At 59.7% G+C, this 22,506-nt stretch carries 27 protein-coding genes and 2 pseudogenes; 16 read left to right on the top strand and 13 right to left on the bottom strand.

The features are described from left to right. Positions 1–3: 3 nt before the first annotated feature. Positions 4–1,227: an organoarsenical effux MFS transporter ArsJ gene (gene arsJ / locus CAG18_RS00455; RefSeq protein WP_085719771.1), complete on the top strand. Its 1,224-nt coding sequence runs from the start codon at positions 4–6 to the stop codon at positions 1,225–1,227. Between the two features lie 123 nt (positions 1,228–1,350). Here the strand turns inward: arsJ and CAG18_RS00450 are convergent. Then, a pseudogene (locus CAG18_RS00450) lies at positions 1,351–1,671 on the bottom strand (zinc-binding dehydrogenase); the annotation flags it as partial. Between CAG18_RS00450 and CAG18_RS00445 the strand changes: the two are divergent. Beyond that, positions 1,607–1,810, top strand: a pseudogene (locus tag CAG18_RS00445) (LysR substrate-binding domain-containing protein); the annotation flags it as partial. The pseudogenes CAG18_RS00450 and CAG18_RS00445 sit on opposite strands and share 65 nt — an antisense overlap. A gap of 100 nt (positions 1,811–1,910) precedes the next feature. Here the strand turns inward: CAG18_RS00445 and CAG18_RS00440 are convergent. Further along, a complete protein-coding gene (locus CAG18_RS00440; protein WP_085719768.1) occupies positions 1,911–2,762 on the bottom strand; it encodes a LysR family transcriptional regulator in 852 nt (283 codons plus the stop codon). A gap of 110 nt (positions 2,763–2,872) precedes the next feature. On the opposite strand from CAG18_RS00440, the gene CAG18_RS00435 reads away from it, so the two are divergent. Then, positions 2,873–3,253, top strand: a complete 381-nt coding sequence (locus CAG18_RS00435; protein ID WP_085719765.1) for a cupin domain-containing protein — start codon at positions 2,873–2,875, stop codon at positions 3,251–3,253. A gap of 92 nt (positions 3,254–3,345) precedes the next feature. On the opposite strand, the gene CAG18_RS00430 is transcribed toward CAG18_RS00435, so the two are convergent. Together CAG18_RS00430 and CAG18_RS00425 are read right to left on the bottom strand one after the other, a co-directional pair. Further along, positions 3,346–4,557 carry a M24 family metallopeptidase gene (locus tag CAG18_RS00430; protein ID WP_013972218.1) on the bottom strand — a complete coding sequence of 404 codons (1,212 nt, stop codon included), beginning with the start codon at positions 4,555–4,557 and terminating at the stop codon, positions 3,346–3,348. 199 nt (positions 4,558–4,756) lie between these two features. After that, a complete protein-coding gene (locus CAG18_RS00425; protein ID WP_085719763.1) occupies positions 4,757–5,320 on the bottom strand; it encodes a hypothetical protein in 564 nt (187 codons plus the stop codon). Between the two features lie 331 nt (positions 5,321–5,651). On the opposite strand from CAG18_RS00425, the gene CAG18_RS00420 reads away from it, so the two are divergent. The 3 genes from CAG18_RS00420 (at position 5,652) to CAG18_RS00410 (ending at position 9,134) form a co-directional block, all read left to right on the top strand. Further along, on the top strand, positions 5,652–6,425 hold the full coding sequence (locus CAG18_RS00420) for a creatininase (protein WP_023660546.1): 774 nt from the start codon (positions 5,652–5,654) through the stop codon (positions 6,423–6,425). 83 nt (positions 6,426–6,508) lie between these two features. Further along, the gene (gabP, locus tag CAG18_RS00415; RefSeq protein WP_039612831.1) at positions 6,509–7,894 is read left to right on the top strand and encodes a GABA permease; all 1,386 of its coding nucleotides are present in this window, start codon (positions 6,509–6,511) and stop codon (positions 7,892–7,894) included. 223 nt (positions 7,895–8,117) lie between these two features. Further along, on the top strand, positions 8,118–9,134 hold the full coding sequence (locus CAG18_RS00410) for a GlxA family transcriptional regulator (RefSeq protein ID WP_085719761.1): 1,017 nt from the start codon (positions 8,118–8,120) through the stop codon (positions 9,132–9,134). 120 nt (positions 9,135–9,254) lie between these two features. Here the strand turns inward: CAG18_RS00410 and grxC are convergent, their stop codons facing one another. Together grxC and CAG18_RS00400 are read right to left on the bottom strand one after the other, a co-directional pair. Then, on the bottom strand, positions 9,255–9,509 hold the full coding sequence (gene grxC / locus CAG18_RS00405; RefSeq protein ID WP_085719759.1) for a glutaredoxin 3: 255 nt from the start codon (positions 9,507–9,509) through the stop codon (positions 9,255–9,257). A gap of 13 nt (positions 9,510–9,522) precedes the next feature. Continuing rightward, positions 9,523–10,041 carry a carboxymuconolactone decarboxylase family protein gene (locus CAG18_RS00400; protein WP_003256746.1) on the bottom strand — a complete coding sequence of 173 codons (519 nt, stop codon included), beginning with the start codon at positions 10,039–10,041 and terminating at the stop codon, positions 9,523–9,525. A gap of 130 nt (positions 10,042–10,171) precedes the next feature. On the opposite strand from CAG18_RS00400, the gene CAG18_RS00395 reads away from it, so the two are divergent. Beyond that, the gene (locus CAG18_RS00395; protein WP_085719756.1) at positions 10,172–11,002 is read left to right on the top strand and encodes an AraC family transcriptional regulator; all 831 of its coding nucleotides are present in this window, start codon (positions 10,172–10,174) and stop codon (positions 11,000–11,002) included. 48 nt (positions 11,003–11,050) lie between these two features. On the opposite strand, the gene CAG18_RS00390 is transcribed toward CAG18_RS00395, so the two are convergent. Continuing rightward, the gene (locus CAG18_RS00390; RefSeq protein ID WP_013972210.1) at positions 11,051–11,536 is read right to left on the bottom strand and encodes a glycine zipper domain-containing protein; all 486 of its coding nucleotides are present in this window, start codon (positions 11,534–11,536) and stop codon (positions 11,051–11,053) included. A 199-nt stretch (positions 11,537–11,735) separates the two neighbouring features. Further along, the gene (locus tag CAG18_RS00385; RefSeq protein ID WP_085719754.1) at positions 11,736–12,431 is read right to left on the bottom strand and encodes a DUF2238 domain-containing protein; all 696 of its coding nucleotides are present in this window, start codon (positions 12,429–12,431) and stop codon (positions 11,736–11,738) included. Between the two features lie 226 nt (positions 12,432–12,657). Here CAG18_RS00385 and CAG18_RS00380 point away from each other — a divergent pair, with 226 nt between their 5' ends. Next, positions 12,658–13,857, top strand: coding sequence for a zinc-dependent alcohol dehydrogenase (locus CAG18_RS00380; protein WP_085719752.1), 1,200 nt, complete (start codon positions 12,658–12,660; stop codon positions 13,855–13,857). A gap of 297 nt (positions 13,858–14,154) precedes the next feature. On the opposite strand, the gene CAG18_RS00375 is transcribed toward CAG18_RS00380, so the two are convergent. Further along, positions 14,155–14,388: a PLDc N-terminal domain-containing protein gene (locus tag CAG18_RS00375; RefSeq protein ID WP_004376302.1), complete on the bottom strand. Its 234-nt coding sequence runs from the start codon at positions 14,386–14,388 to the stop codon at positions 14,155–14,157. A gap of 186 nt (positions 14,389–14,574) precedes the next feature. Here CAG18_RS00375 and CAG18_RS00370 point away from each other — a divergent pair, with 186 nt between their 5' ends. The 7 genes from CAG18_RS00370 (at position 14,575) to CAG18_RS00345 (ending at position 18,056) form a co-directional block, all read left to right on the top strand. Beyond that, entirely contained in the window at positions 14,575–15,078 is a 504-nt protein-coding gene (locus CAG18_RS00370) for a CinA family protein (RefSeq protein WP_013972207.1), read from the top strand. Between the two features lie 36 nt (positions 15,079–15,114). Beyond that, on the top strand, positions 15,115–15,396 hold the full coding sequence (locus CAG18_RS00365; protein ID WP_085719750.1) for a hypothetical protein: 282 nt from the start codon (positions 15,115–15,117) through the stop codon (positions 15,394–15,396). 110 nt (positions 15,397–15,506) lie between these two features. Continuing rightward, positions 15,507–15,971: a hemerythrin domain-containing protein gene (locus tag CAG18_RS00360; RefSeq protein ID WP_004376291.1), complete on the top strand. Its 465-nt coding sequence runs from the start codon at positions 15,507–15,509 to the stop codon at positions 15,969–15,971. After that, positions 15,971–16,216: a hypothetical protein gene (locus tag CAG18_RS00355; protein ID WP_015270062.1), complete on the top strand. Its 246-nt coding sequence runs from the start codon at positions 15,971–15,973 to the stop codon at positions 16,214–16,216. Before CAG18_RS00360 ends, CAG18_RS00355 begins: the two co-directional genes overlap by 1 nt. Before the next feature lie 45 nt (positions 16,217–16,261). Continuing rightward, entirely contained in the window at positions 16,262–16,405 is a 144-nt protein-coding gene (locus CAG18_RS27000; protein ID WP_024086842.1) for a hypothetical protein, read from the top strand. 86 nt (positions 16,406–16,491) lie between these two features. Then, a complete protein-coding gene (locus tag CAG18_RS00350; protein ID WP_085719748.1) occupies positions 16,492–17,601 on the top strand; it encodes a mechanosensitive ion channel family protein in 1,110 nt (369 codons plus the stop codon). Positions 17,602–17,627: 26 nt separating this feature from the next. Then, positions 17,628–18,056 carry a hypothetical protein gene (locus CAG18_RS00345; protein ID WP_085719747.1) on the top strand — a complete coding sequence of 143 codons (429 nt, stop codon included), beginning with the start codon at positions 17,628–17,630 and terminating at the stop codon, positions 18,054–18,056. Between the two features lie 18 nt (positions 18,057–18,074). Here the strand turns inward: CAG18_RS00345 and xth are convergent, their stop codons facing one another. The 4 genes from xth to CAG18_RS27150 all read right to left on the bottom strand — a co-directional run bounded on the left by xth (position 18,075) and on the right by CAG18_RS27150 (position 20,244). Then, positions 18,075–18,869: an exodeoxyribonuclease III gene (gene xth / locus CAG18_RS00340; protein ID WP_085719691.1), complete on the bottom strand. Its 795-nt coding sequence runs from the start codon at positions 18,867–18,869 to the stop codon at positions 18,075–18,077. After that, positions 18,866–19,108, bottom strand: a complete 243-nt coding sequence (locus tag CAG18_RS00335; RefSeq protein ID WP_003257678.1) for a hypothetical protein — start codon at positions 19,106–19,108, stop codon at positions 18,866–18,868. Before CAG18_RS00335 ends, xth begins: the two co-directional genes overlap by 4 nt. 160 nt (positions 19,109–19,268) lie before the next feature. Beyond that, positions 19,269–19,883: a hypothetical protein gene (locus tag CAG18_RS00330; RefSeq protein WP_015270058.1), complete on the bottom strand. Its 615-nt coding sequence runs from the start codon at positions 19,881–19,883 to the stop codon at positions 19,269–19,271. 220 nt (positions 19,884–20,103) lie between these two features. Then, positions 20,104–20,244: a hypothetical protein gene (locus CAG18_RS27150; protein WP_158239712.1), complete on the bottom strand. Its 141-nt coding sequence runs from the start codon at positions 20,242–20,244 to the stop codon at positions 20,104–20,106. Between the two features lie 405 nt (positions 20,245–20,649). Between CAG18_RS27150 and CAG18_RS00325 the strand changes: the two genes are divergently transcribed. Further along, on the top strand, positions 20,650–22,302 hold the full coding sequence (locus CAG18_RS00325) for a SulP family inorganic anion transporter (protein WP_085719689.1): 1,653 nt from the start codon (positions 20,650–20,652) through the stop codon (positions 22,300–22,302). Positions 22,303–22,506: the final 204 nt, after the last annotated feature.

Below are 22,506 nucleotides of genomic sequence, written 5' to 3'. Positions count from 1 at the left end.
ATCATGAAGGCGTTGTCAGCCCTGTCCATGGAAGTGCGTCAGTACCTGCTGGTTACCGGCAACTACTGGGCCTTCACCCTCACCGACGGCGCATTGCGCATGTTGGTAGTACTGCACTTCCATTCACTGGGCTACACGCCGTTGCAAATCGCGGCGCTGTTCCTGTTCTACGAAGTGTTCGGCGTGATCACCAACCTGGTGGGCGGCTACCTCGGCGCCCGCCTGGGGCTGAATCGCACCATGAACATAGGCCTGGGCCTGCAGGTTCTGGCCCTGCTGATGCTCACGGTGCCGGCAGCCTTGCTGACAGTGCCCTGGGTGATGGCGGCACAGGCGCTGTCCGGCATCGCCAAGGACCTGAACAAGATGAGCGCCAAGAGCTCCATCAAGCTCCTGGTGCCGGACAGCCAGCAAGGCACCCTGTACAAGTGGGTAGCCATTCTCACCGGTTCGAAAAACGCGCTAAAGGGTGTGGGCTTCTTCCTTGGTGGCGCCCTGCTCGCCCTGCTCGGCTTCACCCTGGCGGTGCTGGCCATGGCGACGGTACTGGCGTTGATCTGGGTCGGCAGCCTGATCCTGCTGAAGAAGGACCTGGGCAAGGCCAAGGCCAAGCCGAAGTTCCGCGACATGCTGTCCAAGAGCCGGGCCATCAACATTCTCTCGGCCGCACGGCTGTTTCTCTTTGGCGCCCGTGACGTCTGGTTCGTCGTGGCTTTGCCTGTGTACCTGAGCACGGCTTTTGGCTGGGACTTCTGGGTGGTCGGCGGTTTCCTGGCTGCATGGATAATCGGCTACGGCATCGTCCAGTCGCTTGCCCCCCACATCACTGGCAAGAAACGCGGCCATGTGCCCGACGGTCGCGCGGCTTTCATCTGGGCGATCGCCCTTGCCGGGCTGCCGGCGCTCATCGCCGTGGGCCTGTCGGCAGGCTGGTCGGCCCAGGTGATGGTGCTTGGCGGGCTGATGCTGTTCGGCGTGCTGTTCGCCGTGAATTCGTCGCTGCATAGCTACCTGATCGTCAGCTATGCCAAGGAAGACGGCGTATCGCTGGATGTGGGCTTCTACTACATGTCCAACGCGCTAGGACGGCTGGTCGGTACGCTGCTTTCCGGCTGGGTATTCCAGGCTTACGGGTTGGAGGCCTGCCTGTGGATCTCCACGGTATTTGTTCTGCTGGCAGCACTGATATCGAGTGCATTGCCAAGGCATGCCAGCGATTGCAATTGACCCACTCAGCGTGTGCCATAGAATCGCGCCCCCGAAATCTGCTCTCCAGCACGACAAAGTCAGGGGGCCGCTCGGTAAAGCGGCCCCCATCGGCGGATACCTTGGCGTTCAACGTTCTCGATTCTATTCGCTCAACAACTGGATGATCGTCTTGCCCTCGGCGCGGCCTTCTGCGACCTGGCGGAAGGCGTCGTTTACCTCGTCCAGTGCGAACCGTTGCCGGTCCACCCGTATCGTCAGTTGCCCCGCATCTGCCAGCTCGGCCGCCTCGCGCAGGATTGCGCCATGGTGTTCGCGGCCCTGGCCCGTGAGCAACGGGGCCAGGGTGAACACCCCCGAATAAGTGGCGCTTCTGAACGAGAGCGGCGCAAGACGGTGCGGTTTGGGCATCTCCCTCTCGCCACAATGGCTTTTCAAAGCAGACGTTGAACGCGGCAGCGTGCTAAGCGTGCTTGACGATTACAAAGCCACGGCACTGCCCGTCAGCGCGGTGTTCAGCCGCGAGCGGCGACATTCGGCACGGGCGATGGCCTTCATCGACTTTCTGCGCGAGCACCTGCACGGTCTTGCGCAAGAGCCGTAGGCCTGCGTCAGTCGGGTACACAGGCGTGGAGCAACGTCAACAAACAATCTGGCCCTGCTCATTTTGGACCGGCTTCGCAGTGATGAGAAACGCAGCCGTCTCAGCGCTTGAAATGTTCCCGGATAATGTCCGCGAGGCCAGAAACGGAACGACTGGCATCCTCGACCGTCTGCAACCGCACGGCGAACGCGGGCAGTGTCGGTAACCCACATTCGGGGGCAGCCAGGCTGATATCTTCAGGAACGAGACTTTGCAGCCATGGCGTAACCGCCAGCCCGTTGCGAACCATGGTCAACGTGGTATCGACCGACGCATTTTCAAATACCGCCTTTGCCTCGATACCTGCTTTGCCAAGACACCGGAAAACGGTGTCGCGAAAGGCGCAATTCGCCGTCAGGAAGCACAGAGCCAATGGGCGCCGTGCCGATGCGGTCTCGTTGCCCAGCCACACCAGCTGATCAACAGCCAGGCGTTCGCCCAACTCGACATCAACCGGGCCTTGGCTGAGCACCAGATCGAGTTCGCCCGTGGCGAACACCTGGTCGAGGTCCACGGACGAAGCACTGAAGATCTTTACCTCGGCCTTGGGGAAGGCATCACCGAACGCCTTCAGCACGGGAGCAAGCGGCGCGCCGGCCATATCGAACGGGAGCCCGAGACGCACCGGGGCGTCTGATTCCCTGGCCCCGACACTGGAGCAAAATGCATCATGCATCCGCAGCAGGCGACGAGCGTCAGGCAACAACGACCTCCCCTGCCAGGTCAGGCTACTGCCTTGAGTGTCACGCATCAGCAATGGGCAGCCGAGGAATGCCTCTAGTCGCTTGATTCGCTGGCTGACAGCCCCTTGTGTCAGGTGCAGCCCTACCGATGCAACACTCATGCTTCCGGTATCCGCCACTTCGACAAAGGCCCTGAGCAGCGCCAGATCAAGGGTGTGGTTCTTGTTCATGCCAGGCCATTAGCAGTGTTAATACCGGTATTGTAATTCGTCGCTACGCAAAAGCCACGCGCCGCTCTAGATTGCAAGCCTCAGACTGACTTGCAGAAGGGAGTACGCGCATGATCAACACGGTAGACAGCATCAACCTGCAACATGAACTGGATACGCTGACCGGATACTGGAAGCCCAAGGTCATCGGCCGCGTCAACAACCATTTCATCAAGATTGCGAAATTGAAAGGCGCGTTCGTCTGGCATGCCCATGAACATGAAGACGAAATGTTTACGGTGGTCTCTGGCACGCTTCGCATCGAGCTCGAAAGCCGCACCATTGTCCTGAACGCAGGAGAATTCTGCGTGATTCCAAAGCAAATGCGACACCGGCCGATTGCCGAGGAAGAATGTGCGGTCATGCTGATCGAAACGGATACCACCCTCCACACCGGTGCAGAGACTTCATCACTCACGGTTTCGATAGATGAGCAGTTATATCCGGCGTAACTCAGTCAACCGCGGTTCACGCCTTCAGGCGCACCGCGCAAATCGCCGGTGCAGGGAGAAAGCCGCACAGGGTGACTGTGCGGCGGGTTCAGTCACTTTTTGATGATGTTGTGTTCCGGACCGTACGGGAACTTGGTGATGTTTTCACTACCGTGCTCATTGACGATCAGGATGTCGTGTTCACGGTAACCGCCAGCTCCCGGCAGGCCTTCGGGCAGCATGATCATCGGCTCGATCGACACCACCATACCCGGCTCGAGTACGGTGTCGATGTCCTCACGCAACTCCAGGCCTGCCTCGCGACCATAGTAATGGCTAAGCGTACCGAACGAGTGGCCGTAACCGAACGTACGGTATTGCAGCAGATCGTGCTCCAGGAAGATCTCGTTCAGCTGCAGCGCGATGTCGCTGCAACGCATGCCGGGCTTGACCAGTTCAAGGCCAGCCTCATGCACCTTGACGTTGACCTCCCACAGGCGCAGGTGCTCATCGGAACAGTGGTCCAGGAAAAGCGTACGCTCCAGTGCGGTGTAGTAACCCGCGATCATCGGGAAGCAGTTGAGGCTGAGGATGTCGCCCTTGTTGACCTTGCGCGAGGTCACCGGGTTGTGGGCGCCGTCGGTATTGATGCCCGACTGGAACCAGGTCCAGGTATCCATCAGCTCGGAGTCCGGGTAGGTGCGGGCGATCTCACGCACCATCGCCTGGGTAGCGTGCAATGCCACTTCGTACTCAGGTACCTGGTCACGCAGGGCCTCCACCACCGCAGCGCCACCGATGTCGGCTACCCGGGCGCCCTGGCGGATGATCGCGTGTTCTTCAGCCGACTTGATCATGCGCATGCGCATGCACGGCGCGGCGATGTCCACCAGCTCGGCCTGCGGGTAACGGCTGGCCAGTTTGTCCCGGTTCATCAGGTTCAGGTGGTCGAACTCGATGCCGATGCGCCCGGCCTTGGGCAGTGCCTGCTGAATCGCGACGAAATAGTTATCACGCTGCCAGTCGGTGTAGATGATGTTGTCGGTACCGACCGTACGGCGCCATGGCTGGCCACCATCGATGTTGGCACTGATCGACACGACGGCTTCCTGAGTGACAACCAGTGCATAGGGGCGGCCAAACGAGCAGTACAGGAAGTCGCTGTAGTAGTTGATATTGTGGTAGGAGGTAAAGACCGCAGCATCGATATTGTTTTGTGCCAAGTAAGTGCGCAACTTGGACTGACGGTTGGCATATTCCTGTTGCGAGAACGTCGGTTTGACTTTTTCGCCGTTCTTGATCTGAATGGTTTTTGGCATTTGCATGTTTTTTATTCCTTGTAGTTAACAGCGGAGAAACTTGTTTATCGGTGCCACTGGTGACCATTCGACCAGATAAGCCGAATGTTTTTTTGCGCGAACCCGACCCGTAAATGACCAGATCCGTCGCCATGTAAACGAGGCCAAACACCGCAAAGGCGACGCAGAATCCGAGGCGCCAGCGCAATCAACCGATAGTGAGGATTCAGTGGGGTCGGTGCGCGAACAAGCGCTCGAGAAGCTGCCGCGAAACGCCGATCAGCGTTGCCAGTTCGCTGATTCCAAGCAGGTGGGATGTAGACGGCGGGAACAAAGCCAGGGTCTTCTTGACCTGTTCCGAAACACTGGCCGGTGCATGCACACATTTGATCTGGCCGACAGGCAGGTCTGCGTGATCGTCAACGGTGGGCAACCACCACGTCATCTGTTTTGCCGCACACCGCACCTTCGGCCCCGATACACGGTGGCGCAGATGCTGGGTGCCTGTGCGTGAACGCATTTCATCACCCGGGCAGACAATGAGTATATCCAGCGGTTTTGCCTGGCTCAGTTCCACGGTGGCCGTGGAAATGCCGTTGCTGGCCCTCAACGGCCGGCCGCCAAGGCTGATGATCTGCCACTGGCACACTTCGCACCGGGCAATTTCATTGGCGATGCGCAACGGCTCCAATGCGGCGGCCAACGCATAGAAATCAAACCCTTCACTCAACAGGAAACCAATGCGCACTGTGCTTGCCAATGGCTGGCCCACTTCGGTCAATTGCTGCATGTACTACCTCCAACTTTACCCACGCAGCGTCTACTGCGAACAGTAATATTGTCCCGGTAGTTGATTGGCCAGATATGTCAGATTTCGACCCCTAATTGCCAGGCAGAATGGGCAAGCAAATCAGTTCGTCCGACATGAACGTTTCCGCCGCCCCTGAACTCGTGAATCAACGCATGCCGTGACCTACGGGATAGAGCCACGGCAGCTTTTGTCAATTCCAGGTCGGAAACTGACAATTCCAGCCGATGGCGATCTGATCAAATTGGGACATCTGCTACTGCTGCAAACCGGACGAGCTTTTGCAATTACAAGAACATAGAGAGACCACCCGATGAACGATAGCGTTGTAATTGGCGAACTCACCTGGCCCGAGTACGCCCGGCGTGTTGCATCCGGCAGCCCGATATTCTTGCCTGTAGGCGCCCTGGAGCAACACGGCCACCACATGTGCATGGAAGTGGATGTACTGCTACCGACCGCGCTGTGCAAGGCCGTAGCGCGCAATGTCGACGGCCTGGTGCTCCCCGCATTGGCCTACGGCTACAAGTCGCAGCAAAAATCGGGCGGCGGAAACCACTTTCCCGGCACCACCAGCCTGGATGGCGCAACACTGACACATACCATCCAGGACATCATCAGGGAGCTGGCCCGGCACGGCGCGCGTCAGCTGGTGATGATGAACGGGCACTACGAGAACTCCATGTTCATCGTGGAAGGCATCGACCTGGCGCTGCGCGAACTCCGTTATGCCGGCATCACCGATTTCAAGGTCGTGGTCCTGTCCTACTGGGACTTCGTCAATGCACCTGAGGTCATCCAGGAACTCTACCCTGACGGATTCCTCGGCTGGGACATTGAACACGGTGGCGTCTTCGAGACTTCGTTGATGCTGGCCCTGCACCCCGAGAAAGTCGACCTGGCCCGTGCCATCGATCATCCGCCAGCCACCTTCCCCCCCTACGATGTGTTCCCGATCATTGCCGAGCGCACGCCGGCGTGTGGAACCTTGTCATCGCCAAAAGGCGCCAGCCGCGAGAAAGGCGAACTGATTCTGCGTGTCTGCACCGAAGGCATCAGCAACGCTGTCCGCGAGGCATTCAGTTAAGCGCCACAACACCGCATTGATCTACCAGAGCACGATTCGCATTAGCTGTTAACCCGCCATCTATAACAACAAGGGTAATGATAATGTCCAGCCATTCAACTCTGGCCCCCGGCCTCAAGCAGCGCCACGTCACCATGCTCTCGATAGCCGGCGCTATCGGTGCCGGCCTTTTCATCGGATCGGGGCATGCAATTGCAGCGGCCGGCCCAGCGGCCATCCTGGCCTACATCATGTCCGGCACACTGGTTGTGCTGGTCATGCGCATGCTCGGTGAAATGGCAGTTGCTTCCCCTGATACCGGTTCGTTTTCCACCTATGCCGAACGCGCAATGGGTCGTTCGGCCGGTTTTACCATTGGATGGTTGTACTGGTGGTTCTGGGTGCTGGTCATTCCCATCGAGGCAATTGCCGCAGCGGCAATTCTGCATGCCTGGTTCCCCGCGATCGAAACCTGGGAATTCGCACTGGCCGTTACTGCCCTGCTGACCTTGACCAACTTGTTCAGCGTTGCGCGCTACGGGGAGTTCGAGTTCTGGTTCGCCATGCTCAAGGTTATCGCCGTACTGGCCTTCATCGCCTTGGGTGCGCTGGCCCTGACCGGCGTGGTGCCAAACCTCAGCGTCAGTGGCGTGGCCAAGCTGAGCAACGACTTCGGCGGTTTCATGCCCAACGGCATGGCAGCGGTGATTGGCGCCATGCTGACCACGGTGTTCAGTTTCATGGGCACCGAAATCGTCACCATCGCCGCCGCAGAATCCAAGAACCCCTCCAGACAGATCACCCGCGCTACCAACTCGGTCGTGTGGCGCATGGGCATCTTCTACATCGTCTCGGTGTTCCTGATCGTCTCGATCGTGCCCTGGAACGACCCCATGCTGGTGCAGGTCGGCTCCTATCAGAGGGCCCTTGAGCTGATGAACATCCCTCACGCCAAGATGATCGTGGATGTCGTCGTGCTGATTGCCGTGGCCAGCTGCCTCAACTCGGCAATCTACACCGCATCGCGCATGGTCTACTCGCTGAGCAGACGTGGCGACGGCCCTGCCGTTCTCCAGCGCACCTCATCGGCCGGTGTGCCATTCGTCGCGGTCATGGCCAGCACTGCTGTAGGCTTCCTTACCACCGCGTTGAACTACTTTGCGCCGGACGAGGTGTTCTCCTTCCTGCTGGCGAGTTCCGGTGCCGTGGCACTGCTGGTCTACCTGGCCATCGCGGTATCGCAACTGATCCTGCGCAAGCAGATGGCTCGTCGAGGTGAGGTCATGGCCTTCAAGATGTGGTTGTTCCCCTGGCTGAGCTACTTGGTCGTCGCCTCCATCATCGGGATTCTGGCAATGATGCTGATCATGCCCGGCCACCGCATGGAAGTAATGACAACCGGCGCGCTGGCAATTGCCATCGTGTGCATGAGTTCGATCTTCTCGCCCAGGAAGCGCCCACTGCCCCGTGTCGCAACCAAATCGGCCTGAGGCTGGCTCAGCCGCTTCGCCCTGCGAAGGCTATGCGTTCGCAGGGTGTCGCCTTTTTGCGTCAAACCGAAAACAGGGGGCGAATATCGGCCAGTGCGCACCCTGTAGACTGATTGCTGCGTGTAGTATGCCGCCGCAGGCTTGGAGCCCTTTTTCACAAAAAATTGCCTGTATCGGGAGACAGGCGCTGAACACGTCATCTTGCATTGTAGGAGTCGTATTGATGGCTACGCCGAGATCCTCCCCGCTGGCCACGGGTTACCCTGTCGATGCCCCCACACCCAAGATCGTCGGGTTTCTGGTGATCCCCAATTTCACCACCATCGGGTTCGCCTCTGCGGTGGAGACCTTGCGCATGGCTAACCTGGCTGCGCGCAGGGCCATGTTCCAGACACTGATCATCGCCGCCGACATGGAGCCGGTGAGCGCCAGCAACGGCATGCGCATCCTGCCTGAATACACCATCAAGGATGCGCCCAAGCTGGACATGCTGTTTGTGGTAGGGCCAAACCCCATCGTCTCCGACCACAATACCCGCGCCATCCTGAACTGGCTGCGCAAGCTCGCCCATGACCAAGTGGCATTGGGTGGCATTTGCACGGGTAGCCATTTGTTGGCGCGTGCCAATCTGCTCACGGGTTACCGTTGCACCATCCACTGGGAAGATATCGAAGCGCTGAAAGAGCGCTTTCCCGGGATCATCATTTCCAGCCAGTTGTTTGAACTTGACCGTGACCGGTACACCAGCTCGGGTGGAGTGGCATCAATGGACATGTTCCTGCAACTGATCGCACGCGAACCCGGCGGGCGAGAGATTGCCGAACATGCGGCCGAATTGCTGTTGTGCGACCGCGTTCGCAGTTCGCAAGAGCGCCAGCGCGTGCCCCTGCGACAGCGGCTAGGGACGTCCCAACCCAAGCTCAGCCAGGTAGTCAGCATCATGGAGGCCAATCTCGAAGACCCTGTGACCCTGGAGGAACTGGCGCAATTGAACGACATCTCAGTTCGGCAGTTGGAGCGCCTGTTCCACAAGCACCTGCAAAGTACCCCTAGCCAGTACTACCTTGAATTACGCCTGTCGCGCGCCCGACAACTGTTACTGCACAGCGAATCGCAAGTACGGGATATCGCCCTTGCCTGTGGTTTCGTTTCGCCGGCGCATTTCTCCAAATGCTACAGCCGTTTCTTCGGCGTCTCTCCCATGGGTGAACGCAAGCAGGTTGCCGCGGCTCAGTGCTGATCATCGACGAGTGCAACGAAGCGTCGGTGAAACAGGGATCGCAAGTGACCGCTTTGAACCGTTAGCTGCCCTTGCCAAGGGCGGCTAACGGCCAAAGGCAAATATCGCTGAATCAGCCCTTCAGGCACTGAGCAGTGCTTCGAGCTCGCCCTTTTGATCGAGGCGTTTCAGATCATCAAAACCGCCCACATGGACACTCCCCACAAAGACCTGCGGCACGGTCCTGCGCCTGGATCGCAGCAGCATCTCGGCCAGATGGTTCGGCGAAGCCTCGATATCGATTTCCACGGCACTGACCCCCTTGTGCGCCAGCAGTCGCTTGGCGCTTACGCAGTAAGGGCAGTGTTGGGTGGTATAGATTGTCACTTGGCTCATGTCGGTTGCCCTCCTAGTGTGCCGACGGCGGGAAGTCGATATCGGTGGTGGCGATGTTGTTCAGGTAGTTGGTCAGGGTCAACAGCGTGACCTGTGCCACCACCTCCACGATCTTGCCATCGCTGAGACCAGCCTCGCGTGCTGCGGCGACCTGATCGTCATTCAATTGGCCGCGGCTTTCGGTGATCTGATGCGCCAGCGCGGCGACCGCGCTGAGCGTGCCACTACGCGCCTGGCTAATGGCCTCATCGCTCAAGCCGGCTTTGGCACCAAAAAAGCTGTGTGCGGCCAGGCAATAGTCGCAACCATTGATTTCCGAGGTGGCAAGCGCAACCACTTCACGCTCCGCGGCGCTCAGTGAGCTCTTGCCCAGAGCCTGGGCGAGGCCCAGGTATCCATTGAGAGCGGCTGGGGAGTGAGCCAGGGTCTTGAAGGCGTTGGGTATGAAACCAAGGCCTTTCTGAATGCCTTCAAGGGCAGTGCGCGAGCCAGCAGGGGCCTGGTCCAGCGAGAGAGCAGCGATACGAGTCATGGTAGTTTCTCCAGTAGGGTGATTAACCAGCTTGTCGATCAAGCCTGGAGTCAATACTAGGGAAGACGACTATCCTTTCGGCTTCAGATCGTCGAATCTATGCAACCGATCGTCCAAACCTGAGCGCCCAATGGACCGACTATCGACACTGCTCAAGCACTTCAACCTGCATGCGTCCACCTTCCACCACGGTGGTTTTTGTGGAACGACCCGCTTTCATGGGCAGCAAAGTTCCGGCCACGCGCACCTGCTTCGTTCGGGTCGCCTGACCTTCAGTGACAAACGTGGTCAGCTCATGGAGCTGGCGGAGCCAAGCCTGATACTTGCGGTACGTCCGCAGGAGCATCAGTTGCTGGCGATCGAAGCAGACGAAGCGGAGTTGGTGTGCGCCACCTTGCAGTTCGATGGTGGCGCCAACAATCCGCTGACCCAGGCCTTGCCGGACTTCATCATCAAGCCGTTGGGCGAATTGCAGGGCCTCGATGGCACCCTCGAATGGCTGTTCGAAGAAGCCTTCGGCGACGAGTGTGGACGGGATGTCATTCTCAATCGGCTGTTCGAGTTGATGGTGATTCAGCTACTTCGCCATCTGATCGCCAGCCGCAGCATTGCTTCGGGGATGATGGCCGGGCTGGCCAATGCACAGCTGTCCCGTGCGCTCGTGGGTATCCATAACGAGCCACAGCACAATTGGACCGTGGCAGAGTTGGCTGACCGCTCAGGCATGTCGCGCGCGAGCTTTGCTGCGCACTTTCGCGAGACCGTGGGTATCACTCCTGCCGATTACCTGGCGAACTGGCGAATCAGCCTTGCCCAGAAACGGCTGCGCGAAGGCCGCCCCATCGCCCTGATTGCCGATGAGGTCGGCTACGAAAGCCCGTCTGCGTTGGCCCGCACCTTTCGCCGCAAGGTGGGTGCAAGCCCGAGGGAGTGGCTACAGCAGAGCACGCATGATGCCTAGCCGAGAGACAGCTGCGGCCAGCCCGGCGATGGGCCAGTAACGCGGGGATCAGTCGTCGTAGCGGTGATTGTTGCGCCAGCCATAATGATGGCCACGGTCGTGGCGGTGACGGCGCCAGCCCCGGTCGTCGTCATCGTCATCATAATCACGGTAGCGATGCCCGCTCTCGTCATCGTATTCCCTGCCCATGTGGTTGCCCAAGGCACCACCCACACCGCCACCGGCTGCTGCGCCGATCATGCTGCCAGTGGTGCCGCCCATCTTGCGACCCACCACGTTGCCGCCAGCTGCACCCAGTGCGCCGCCAATGGCCGCCTCGCCACGGCTGTGCTTGTCGGCACCCACCGCACCACCGGCCGCGCCACCCAGGCCGGCGCCGATTGCCGAGCCGGTGCTGCCGCCGATCGACTGGCCGACTACCGAGCCCAATACTCCACCCAATGCGCCACCTATACCTGCTCCGGTATTGCCGCCTGCCGACGCAACGCCGCTCAGCAGGCCAAGTGACAACAACAGAATCGAGGAGTACTTCATTTGTGAAAGCCTCAGAGGGATACGGAGGCGATCCTGAGGCTCTGGACAGGGGCTTACAATGGAAATCCGACGAGTGACACGACTTGGAAAAATTCTCCAAGTTATTGTTTTCCCGATGGAAACTTAAGGGATTTTCAACGGTCACAGGCTGATTGCAAAAAGCTTTTCCAGTGGTGGAGAAGCCTTTTATTTCTACCCGTCACCCGTGCTCCCCCTCCAAACTCACTACCCTTCTGCCCCAGACCTTGCTTGCCCCAAACCGCTGGATCAACAAGGTGACAAGTGCACCAAGCAAAGCCAGGGCCATGTCCTTTTGTGCATCCCAAGGGTCTTGCTGGGTCGCGACAAAGGCTTGTGCCTGGTCATCACCCAGGTATTGGCCACCTATCCACTCCAGCAGCTCGTAAAGCGCCGATGTGGCGAGGACGAAGGAAACAGTACACAACGCCAACCAACCGCCTCGCAACCGGGCCTGGCGCTGGAGCAGCTCCCTGATCGGCAGGACGAACAAAAGGCCGTAACTCAGATGCACCAGACGATCGAACTGGTTGCGCTGCCAGCCCATCCAGGCATTCAGAGAGTGGTCGGTAAGCGCACGCAGCCAAGCGTCATAGGGGACTTTGGCATAGGTAAAATGCGCTCCTAGCTCGTGAATCGCCAGCATCACCACGATTGCCAGGTAAGCATGCCGAGAAAAGCGCCAATAACGGCTGGTCGCAGCCAAGGTGAGCAGAAGCGCCAGCGGCAAAACGTTTTCGAGCCACCAATCCGCACGATCAAGCGGCGCAACCCCCGAGGCAAGCATCAGCAACATGGCCGATGTCAGCAAGCCCGCGGCTTGGCGTGGCGTGGCCGAAGGGGCAAAGCTTGTTTGCAATGCTGGATTCCTGTTCATGGTTTTACGCTCGGCTTGAGCACGGTTGAGCCTCGCAGGGCAGCTAAAGTTTCCTCCGGGCGCCGGCTTCACCTGATGCCATGCCACCTCAACGACAGTTCTTCATGATGTTGGTGGGGCCAGTAGCACTGAAAATTACCGATGGATGATTCCACCTGAACTTTACCTCCCTCCTTGGCTTCCCCTGCATAGACCACCCGGACCCGCCTCTGCAGGAGATGAACCAATGAGAGCACTGACATACCACGGAACCCAGGACGTCAGGGTCGACAATGTCCCCGACCCACTCATCCAGGACGACGACGATATAATCCTCCGGGTCACCGCTACCGCCATCTGCGGCTCCGACCTGCACCTCTACCATGGCAAGATTCCACAGACCGAGCCGGGAGATATCTTCGGCCACGAGTTCATGGGTATCGTCGAGGATACCGGCCGCGGGGTAACCAACCTGCAGGTCGGTGACCGCGTGGTGATTCCCTTCGTGATCGCCTGCGGCAGCTGTTTCTTCTGCCAACTCGACCAGTTCGCCGCTTGCGAAACGACCAACACCGGCCGTGGTGCAATCATCAACAAGAAGGGCATCCCGCCAGGGGCCGCGCTATTCGGCTATAGCCATCTGTATGGCGGCGTGCCCGGTGGCCAGGCGGATTTCGTGCGGGTGCCCAAGGCCAACGTCGGCCCGTTCAAGGTGCCTACCGCCCTGCCGGACGACAAGGTGCTGTTCCTCTCGGATATCCTGCCCACAGCCTGGCAGGCCGTCACCAATGCGCAGGTCGGCTCAGGCTCGACAGTTGCGATTTATGGCGCCGGGCCGGTCGGCCTGCTGAGCGCAGCCTGCGCGCGCATGCTGGGCGCCCAGACGATCTTCATGGTCGACGACAATGACTACCGCCTGGCGTTTGCCCGCGATGCCTACGGCGTGGTGCCGATCAACTTCGAGCAGGATGACGACCCGGCCGACACCATCATCCGCTTGACCCCCGGCATGCGCGGCGTGGACGCCGTCATCGATGCGGTCGGTTTCGAGGCCAAGGGCAGTACCACCGAAACGGTACTGACCACTCTGAAGATCGAGAGCAGCAGCGGCAAGGCGCTGCGCCAGAGTATCGCCGCGGTGCGCCGGGGCGGCGTGGTCAGCGTGCCTGGGGTCTATGCGGGTTTTATCCACGCCTTCATGTTTGGTGATGCCTTCGACAAGGGCCTGACGTTCAAGATGGGCCAGACCCACGTGCAGAAGTTCCTTCCTGAACTGCTCGAACATATCGAGGCCGGACGTCTGGAACCGGAGCTCATCGTCACCCACCGCCTGGCCCTGGAAGAAGCGGCTTTGGGTTACAAGTTGTTCGACCAGAAACAGGACGACTGTCGCAAGGTCATCCTCGTGCCGGGCGCTGCTGCCGGTACATTGGGACCTGACCATTAGCAGGGACCCTGTGGGAGCGGCTTTAGCCGCGAACACCGGCGCAGCCGGTGCCATGCACCGCGTTGGATTCTTCGCGGCTAAAGCCGCTCCCACAGGCTATGCGGACCGCTTGCGAATTCAGTTCTTCACACCGACCTGCTCAGCGCTTGCGTCGCGTTTCATCACGAGCTGTTTTCTGCGCAGTGGAATCATGGGACGTGCCAGTTGACCCATCAGGACGCTGCGCATCATTGTCCCGTTCCTCTTCACCTCGGGTTCCGCTGCGAGGTGCCTCCGATCCTTTCTTCATCTCCCCTCCTACCCCTTGCTATGTTCAGGCGACGACGGCCCGGTACCGCGTTTGATCCCACGCGGCCCAAGTACGCCCCAGATGGCCAGGCCGACAATGGGCAACGCCAACAGCAACAGTGCCCACATCGCCTTCGTCACGTCGCTCTTGTCACTGCGGAAAACACTGACGATGGCCCACAGATCGAGCAACACGATGATCGCTGCAACAGCGATCCAGAAATATGTCACAGGCTCGGTCATGATCGCTTCTCCTCTGTTAGTCCGGCCGCAGCGCGAGGCCCGCACCGCCGCCCTCCTACCTAGAGGAAGCCGGCAAACGGAACAAAGTTCAGGAAGCTTTCCCCACCCTTGATGGGTGGCACACAAGCAATGAACCAATCCCGCAGGAAACACGTCCACCAAAAAACAACGCACGAGTGACCGGCCATGACGACCGACCCCGTACTCGAGGCCCTTGATTACCTCAAGGCCCACAAGCTGGTACTGACCACCGCAGAATCCTGCACGGCAGGTGCCATGGTTGCGCTGTTGGCAGCAGTGCCGGGGACCGGCGAGGTTCTGGAAAGCGGCTACGTGGTGTACTCGCCAAGCGCCAAGAAACGCCTGCTCGGCGTCAGCCCACAGACTATCGAACGCTACGGCCTGACCAGCGAGGCGGTAGCCTGGGAGATGGCCCTCGGCGCATTGAAAGACAGCGACGCCACCGTCGCCATCGCCAGCACGGGTGTCGCCGGGCCACAGCCGCAGGATGGCATCGCCCCGGGCACTGTGTGCTTTGCCTGGGCCTTTGCCGGCGAGCCTTTGGCGGTATTCACACGCAGCCAGCGCTTTTTTGGCGAGCGCGCGGATGTAATCCGCCAGGGCGCGCTGTACGGGTTGTCGCACCTGGCCCATTACCACCAACGCTGGCTGCGCGGTGAGCGCGCCTGAGGGGCAACGTAAGGGGCTGCGTGAGAGGCTGCGAGCATGGACGAAGACGAGCTGGCTTCAAGGCATTACCCCGTCGAGGAAGACATGCGCATGCAGCAGCGGGTCTGGCGATTCGAACGGGTCGGATGGTACGCGCTGGTGCTGGTGGTGCTGCTGGGCCTGGCCGGGCTGTTCGGCAACGGTCCGCTCATACCTGACCCTGCGCAGCGAACATGTCGGCACTCTCGAAGGTGTTGCGCCGGCCCAGGCAGCGCAGTGCATTTTCATTCCGCAGGAGTGACCCTGCCTGGCCGGCGCAACCTGCACGGATTCCGGTGAGAGCCGCCTTTCGCGACAGCAGTACGCTGATCATCCGCTTTGAACCTTGGCGCGCGGCCCCTACTCCATCGAAGGCAATCGTGATTTTTTCAGCCCCGAAGAGGTGTCGCATGAACGCTATCGATTTGTTGATCCAGGACCATGAGCTGGTGAAGAAGCTGCTGGAGGAACTCTCCTCCACCACTGAGCGCGCGGTGAAAAAGCGCGCCGAGTTGCTCGAACGCATCAAGCAGGAGGTAAGCATCCATACTGCCCTGGAAGAAGAAATCCTGTACCCGGCCATCAAGCAGGCCGGCGGCAAGGAAGAAGCGAAGATGTACTACGAAGCCAAGGAGGAACACCGCACCGTCGACTCCCTGGTGCTGCCGGACCTGCTGCAAACCGAAACCGGCACCGTCGAGTTCGCCGGGCGGGTCAAAGTGATGAAGGAACTGCTGGAACACCATATCGAGGAAGAAGAAAGCGAGCTGTTTCCGACCGCCCGCAAGTTGCTGGGCAAGCAGCAACTGGATGAGCTCGGCCAGGCCATGGAAGCGCAGAAAAAACTGCTCAAGGGCGAACAGCGTGCTGCGTGATGGAAGCCTGGATCGACTTTCTTGAATGGCCTGCCATGGCCCTGACGGTACTTGCCGCCTGGTGCATCGGCTCACGGCGCCCAGGCCGGCGCAAGCTGGGTTTCTGCTGCTTCATTGCCAGCAACGTGCTGTGGGCCGCCTGGGGGTGGCAGGCGCAAGCCTGGGCGCTGATCATCCTGCAGGGTTGCCTGTGCGCCATGAACCTGCGGGGCTGGAAGAAAAACACTGCCGTGGAGTCGGGCTGAACGCCCGGACACATGCCTGAAAGCCCAACGGCGAGGAGCCAGACCATGATCGACCCCAACCAACCCGACCCGTACGTGGACGAAGTACCCCACAACCCGGGCGAGCCTGTGCCTGAACAGGAACAGGAGAAGGAAGCACCCGACTGGCCCGAAGGCCAGGTGCCGCCAGAGGAGCAGTCCGACGGCTGAGGCTCACCTGGCGAGCGGCATTGCCTGCTTCGCCGGCAATGCCGCTCCACCAGTCACCCAATCCTATGGAAGGAGGCAAGTGTCTCATGAGTGATCGCATCATCGCCTTGTTCACCGATACCACACTGTTCGGAGTTTCCGTTCTCAATTTGTTGCTGGCACTGACGGTAGCGCTGCTGACATTCGTCGTGGCGCGGGCGGCCATCAGTTTCATGCTGCATCGGGTCAGGCGCTGGTCCGAGCATGACGGCGCGCTCAGCCAGGTGCTGGCCAAGGTGCTCGCCGGGACCAGCAATTTTCTGCTGTTCCTTGCCTCGCTGCTGGTGGGCCTGAGCATGCTCGACCTGCCCGAGCGCTGGCTGACCCGGGTCGGTAGCCTGTGGTTCGTGGTCGCGGCATTGCAGATCGGGCTGTGGGCCAACCGCGCCATCGGCCTGGGCCTGAGTCGCTACTTCGCCCGGCATCGCACCGACGGCTTGAACCAGGGCAGCGCGCTGGCCACGCTGTCGGCATGGGGTGCGCGGGTACTGTTGTGGTCAGTGGTGCTGCTGGCGATGCTGTCCAACCTGGGCGTGAATATCACCGCCTTCGTCGCCAGCCTGGGGGTAGGCGGTATCGCTGTTGCACTGGCCGTGCAGAACATCCTCGGCGACCTGTTCGCCTCGTTGTCCATCGCCGTCGACAAGCCGTTCGAGGTGGGCGACTTCATCGTCATCGGCCCGCTGGCCGGCACGGTGGAGCACGTGGGGCTGAAGACCACACGCATCCGCAGCCTGGGCGGCGAGCAGATCGTCATGGCCAATGCCAGCATGATCAGCAGCACCATCCAGAACTACAAGCGCCTGCAGGAACGACGGATCGTGTTCGAGTTCGGCCTGTCGTATGACACGCCAACCGAGGCCGTGAAAAAGGCACCCGCCATCGTCGAGGAAGCGATCAAGGCACAACAGCAGGTGCGCTTCGACCGTGCCCACCTGCGCGGCTTCGGCAAGGAGGCGCTGGAATTCGAGTGCGTGTATATCGTCAAGGACCCGGGCTACAACCTGTACATGGACATCCAGCAAGCCATCAATTTCCACCTGCTCGAGCGCTTTTCGAAGGCAGGTGCAAAATTCGCCGTACCGGTACGCGCGATCAAGGTCACGGCCTTGCCAGAGGAATCGAAGCGCGGGCCTCAAAGTATTCACGTGGGGTAACCCGCCCCCGTGCATGTCAGCGCTCCATGCATTCCGTCGATTTCACGGCACGCCCGTGGGTGACGCAGGCCGAACAGAAGGTGACCAACCCGCAACGGAGTATCGCCATGAAGATCATGAAGCCTCATTCGTTACTGCTCGCGCTGTGCCTGGGGCTCAGCGCACCTGTGGTGCTGGCAGCCACCGACCTGAACGATCAGCGTGCTCCTGGCACGCAGCCGCATGACAGCGGGCACATGAACAACCAAGGCGGAGCGACCGGCTCCGGCACGCCTGCGGATGCCATGGGGACAGGTTCCGGCGGAACCGATGGCAATGACACTGACAATACCGGTGGCGATGGCACCACCGACCGATCCGGTAGTGACCGCAGTGGATCGGAACGCGGCACCGGGACGGGCACCGGGACCGGAGGCTCTGGTGGTTCGGGCTCCAGCGGTGGTTCCGGTAGTTGAAGGTTCACTCGAACTGCCCTATGGCCGGCGACGCGTGCCCAGCTCGATCCAGACGGGCGCATGGTCGCTGGCCTTGGGTTCGTTACGCACCCAGGCATCGACACCAGCCCGCTTCAGGTAAGGCGCGAGCTCGGGGTTGAGCAGCAGGTGGTCGATACGCAACCCGGCGTTGCGTGCCCAGTGGTTGCGGAAATAATCCCAGAAGGTGTAAATGCGCTCGTCCGGATACAGATGGCGAATGGCGTCGAGCCAGCCTTGATTCAGCAGTTTCTGGTAGCACGCACGTGATTCGGGCTGCAGCAGCGCGTCCTTCATCCAGGAGCGTGTGTCGTAGATATCCATATCGGTTGGCACCACATTGAAATCGCCCGCCAGCACCGCGGGATGGCCACCGTCATGCAGCCCTTTGACATGCTCGATCAGGCTCTCGAACCAGCGGAGCTTGTAATCGAATTTCGGCCCCGGTTGCGGGTTGCCGTTCGGCAGGTACAGGCAAGCCACCAGCACCCCGTGCACCGCGGCTTCGAGGTAGCGGCTGTGGTTGTCGTCCTCCATGCCAGGCAGGCCACGCCGTACTTCCAGTGGTTCGCTGCCTCGCGACAGAATGGCCACACCGTTCCACGAAGGCTGCCCTTGATAGAGGCTGCCGTACCCCGCCGCTTCCAGCGCCTGGTGAGGAAACTGCTGATCCGCCGCCTTGAGCTCCTGCAGGCAGGCAATGTCAGGCCTTTCCCGCTCCAGCCAGGCCAGCAGTGCCGGCAGTCGGCTACGAATGCCGTTGATGTTGAACGTGGCAATCTTAAGCGCTTTCATGCGTCGGGGTCGCTGACGTGGGCCTGCACGGCATCTTCCAGGGCGCGCACATGGGCGTCATCGGCCAATGCCTTGAGTGCGAGCCAGTCGTCCCAGTCAATGGCACCATCGTCACGCAGCGCCTCGGCCGTGCGTAGCAGTTCATGGTGGTAGGCATCCGGCGACTCACGGCGGTAACTGATGTCGTCGTATTGGGCGTACCAGGCTTCGAGCTCGGGGATGCTGCGTTCAATGCTCATGATGGAACCCTCACGGTGTCCTTTGCATTAAGAGCCCCACCATTGGGCGACGTTCAAATTCAATGCCGCCAGTCGAACCGCCCAGAGGCTGCGCATGAAACGAGCTCGCCGCGAACCAGGTTTCCCGGTTCGCGGCGCAACCGAAGCGTTACTCAGGCAATCAGGTAGGAATGCCTGCCAGTCGCCAGACAGGCGCTGGAGCCGGTTCGGCCTGGCTGCGTTTGCGTGCCCACTGGGTCAGGGCAGCCATCATGGCAAAGCCCAGCAGGATCAGTACCGGATAGGCCAGCAGCAACTCGGTCAGCGAGTATTTCCAGGCCAGTGGGCGGCCAACACCCAGCATCGCCGCATACAACCAGGACACACCCGACAGTGCGCCGGAGAACAGTGCGAACATCCGCACGCCAAAATTAAGGTCCAGCAAGTTGCCTGCTTTGAGCAGGGCCGGCAATACATAGCGATGCAACAACATGCCGTTAAAGGTCAGCAACATGACAATAATGACCTTCGCTTGAAGTTTAGGATTGGCAAAATAGTTCATACCTTTATCAAGGTAGTCAATTCCAATCACTGCGGCACCCGTGAGCCACAGGAATATCAGGGCATTGGCCACGGACTTCTGCAAGCTCGTCATATGCTTACTGTCATGCCCGGTTTCTTTATGACCTTTCAACAAGTTCCTGACCATCTCGGCGTCACTGGCGAATACCATGCCGATGGCAATGCAACAGGCCAATAAATGAACGTAAATAACAGACAACCGCACCAGCTCCATGGATTCTTTCTGCCCGAACAGGCTAATAATTGTATTAATCTCCACGACATTTTCTCCACGCAATGCGTTAGCGCTAGATGGCTTTGAAATAGGTGTGCGAACGATTTAATCGCAACGACAGAGCCAAATTCGAATCGTTAAATGAAAAAGCAGATTGTCACTCAATACACGCGGTGGCTCACCCGAAGAGCCTCGGTTGGGCATGGCAATACTCCACTATTCAGGAATAAAAAAGCCCCATGAGCATCCCTGCAATGCCGATGAGGTTGAACGTCCATAAGTTCTGGGGAAAGGCGCGAAGTGCAATCACATTGAAGGCACCTGCTGGCAAATAGGAGTCAGCGTCATCCAAATCGTTCATTTCTCGAGCAAAACGACCGACAGGCGGCACGCCAAACCAAGTTAGTTAGTTTGCTAAGTTGTTGTAATTTGACCGAATGGAAAGTTTTATCGACAACTGGATCCAAACTTCGCAAGTGTCTTTGGAAGCTCTATCCCGCTGTTTCGCAGTTATCGCTTTGCAGGTGACCGTGCCTGAAGTGCCATCAGTCAGGCCCGGCAAGCTACATTCCGATCATCACGGGCGGTCGGAAGGAAGCGTGCGAGACATCGTGAATCTGGACCCGCACAACGCCTTCACATTTGAGGGTGCAGATGCCGCGCCTGCCCTGCTCCGCCTCGTTCAGCTCGATCAGTTCGTTCAGAGGCACAACAGGCCCATGGCATGCTAAATACTATGTGCATGCACCTTATCAAGGAGCCTGCAATGATCGCGGTTCGCGAAGCCTGGAACGCCGGCCTGTTCAAGCGTGAACACTGGATGCGCAACCTTGTCTCCGGCCTCATCGTCGGGGTTGTTGCGCTGCCCCTCGCCATGGCCTTCGCCATCGCTTCCGGGGTCAAGCCGGAGCAAGGCATCTACACGGCGATCATAGGCGGGCTGCTGGTTTCCTTGCTGGGCGGCAGTCGATTGCAGATCGCCGGACCGACCGGGGCCTTCATCGTGATCCTCGCAGGGGTGACGGCGAAGTACGGAGTGGAAGGCCTTCAACTGGCCACGATGATGGCTGGCGCCATACTGCTGGTGCTTGGCATTACCCGCCTGGGTGCAGTCATCAAGTTCATTCCCGACCCGGTGATCGTGGGTTTCACCGCCGGCATCGGCATCATCATCTGGGTTGGGCAATGGCGTGACTTCTTCGGCCTGCCCGTAATCGAAGGTGGGCACTTCCACGAAAAACTGTGGCATCTGTTGCTAGCCCTGCCGGACCTCCACATTGCCACGACGCTGCTCGCGACATGCAGCCTTGCTTTGCTGATCCTGGCGCCAAGGCTGCCCGTGCTGAAACGCCTGCCCGGGCCACTGGTAGCCATGGTGTTCGCGACGCTCGTCCAATCCCTGTTCCATTTTGACGGTGTGGCTACCATCGGCACCGCCTTCGGGGCGATCCCACAAGGTTTGCCGTCACTGACCTGGCCCGAAGTCTCCCTGGCGCGGGTGATCGAACTGATCGGGCCAGCGTTTGCGATCGCCATGCTGGGGGCCATCGAATCATTGCTCTCGGCTGTCGTCGCCGACGGCATGGCAGGGACCAGGCACGACTCGAACCAGGAACTGATCGGCCAAGGGATCGCCAACCTGGTAGTGCCGCTGTTCGGGGGCTTTGCCGCCACAGGTGCCATTGCCCGGACAGCAACCAACATCCGCAATGGTGCTACCGGGCCGTTGGCCGGCATCATCCATGCGCTGACACTGGTACTGATCATCCTGTTCCTGGCGCCACTGGCGTCGAACATTCCACTCTGCGCACTGGCGGCGATTCTGTTCGTCGTCGCCTACAACATGAGCGAGCTGAAGCATTTCAAGCGCATGCTGCAGCGCGCACCGAGAGCCGACATCGCCATCCTGCTCGTCACCTTCACCTTGACGGTGTTCAGCGACCTGGTAATCGCCGTGAATATCGGCGTCATCCTCGCCATGCTTCAGTTCATGCGCCGCATGGCATCGTCCGTTGAAGTCCAGCAGGTGGTCGAAGAGGAACTGGCCAATCAACTGCACAGCAACGGCCAGAAATCGCTGCCCCCCGGCGTGCTGGTGTACACCATCGAAGGCCCGCTGTTCTTTGGCGCCGCTGAAACCTTCGAGCGCGCCCTGTCACAAACGCATACCGACCCTGAACTGCTGGTAATTTGCCTGAAGCGGGTGCCCTTCATGGATATCACCGGGCTGCAGACCCTGGAGGAAGTGATCCAGCAACTGCATGAACGCCAGATCGTTGTGAAACTGTGCGAAGCCAACGGCAAGGTGCTTGGCAAGCTCGAAAAGGCCGGAATCTTGCGCCTGCTTGGCCCCGGGCACTATCACCAAACGCTCGGTACCGCCCTGCTGGAGGCAAAGGCACCGGCGGCACACAACTGATTTGTGATCCACCAGCAGTAAAGCGGCGTTATTCTTGTCCAGTCGCTTGTATTGAAAGGCCATACAGAGTCCCATTTCAGGAACAGCCACCTGGCACTGCGCGGCCCCCCCCTGTAGGAGCAGCCTTGTGCTGCGAAGAGGCCGGTACAAGCAACAGATATGCATAATCAGTACGGGCCTCTTCGCAGCACAAGGCTGCTCCTA

The sequence above is a fragment of the Pseudomonas sp. B22(2017) genome (genome assembly GCF_002113105.1).
Lineage (GTDB): Bacteria > Pseudomonadota > Gammaproteobacteria > Pseudomonadales > Pseudomonadaceae > Aquipseudomonas > Aquipseudomonas asiatica.
Note: the sequence above shows the minus strand (reverse complement) of the source record. Positions and strands in the feature narration are given on the sequence as shown.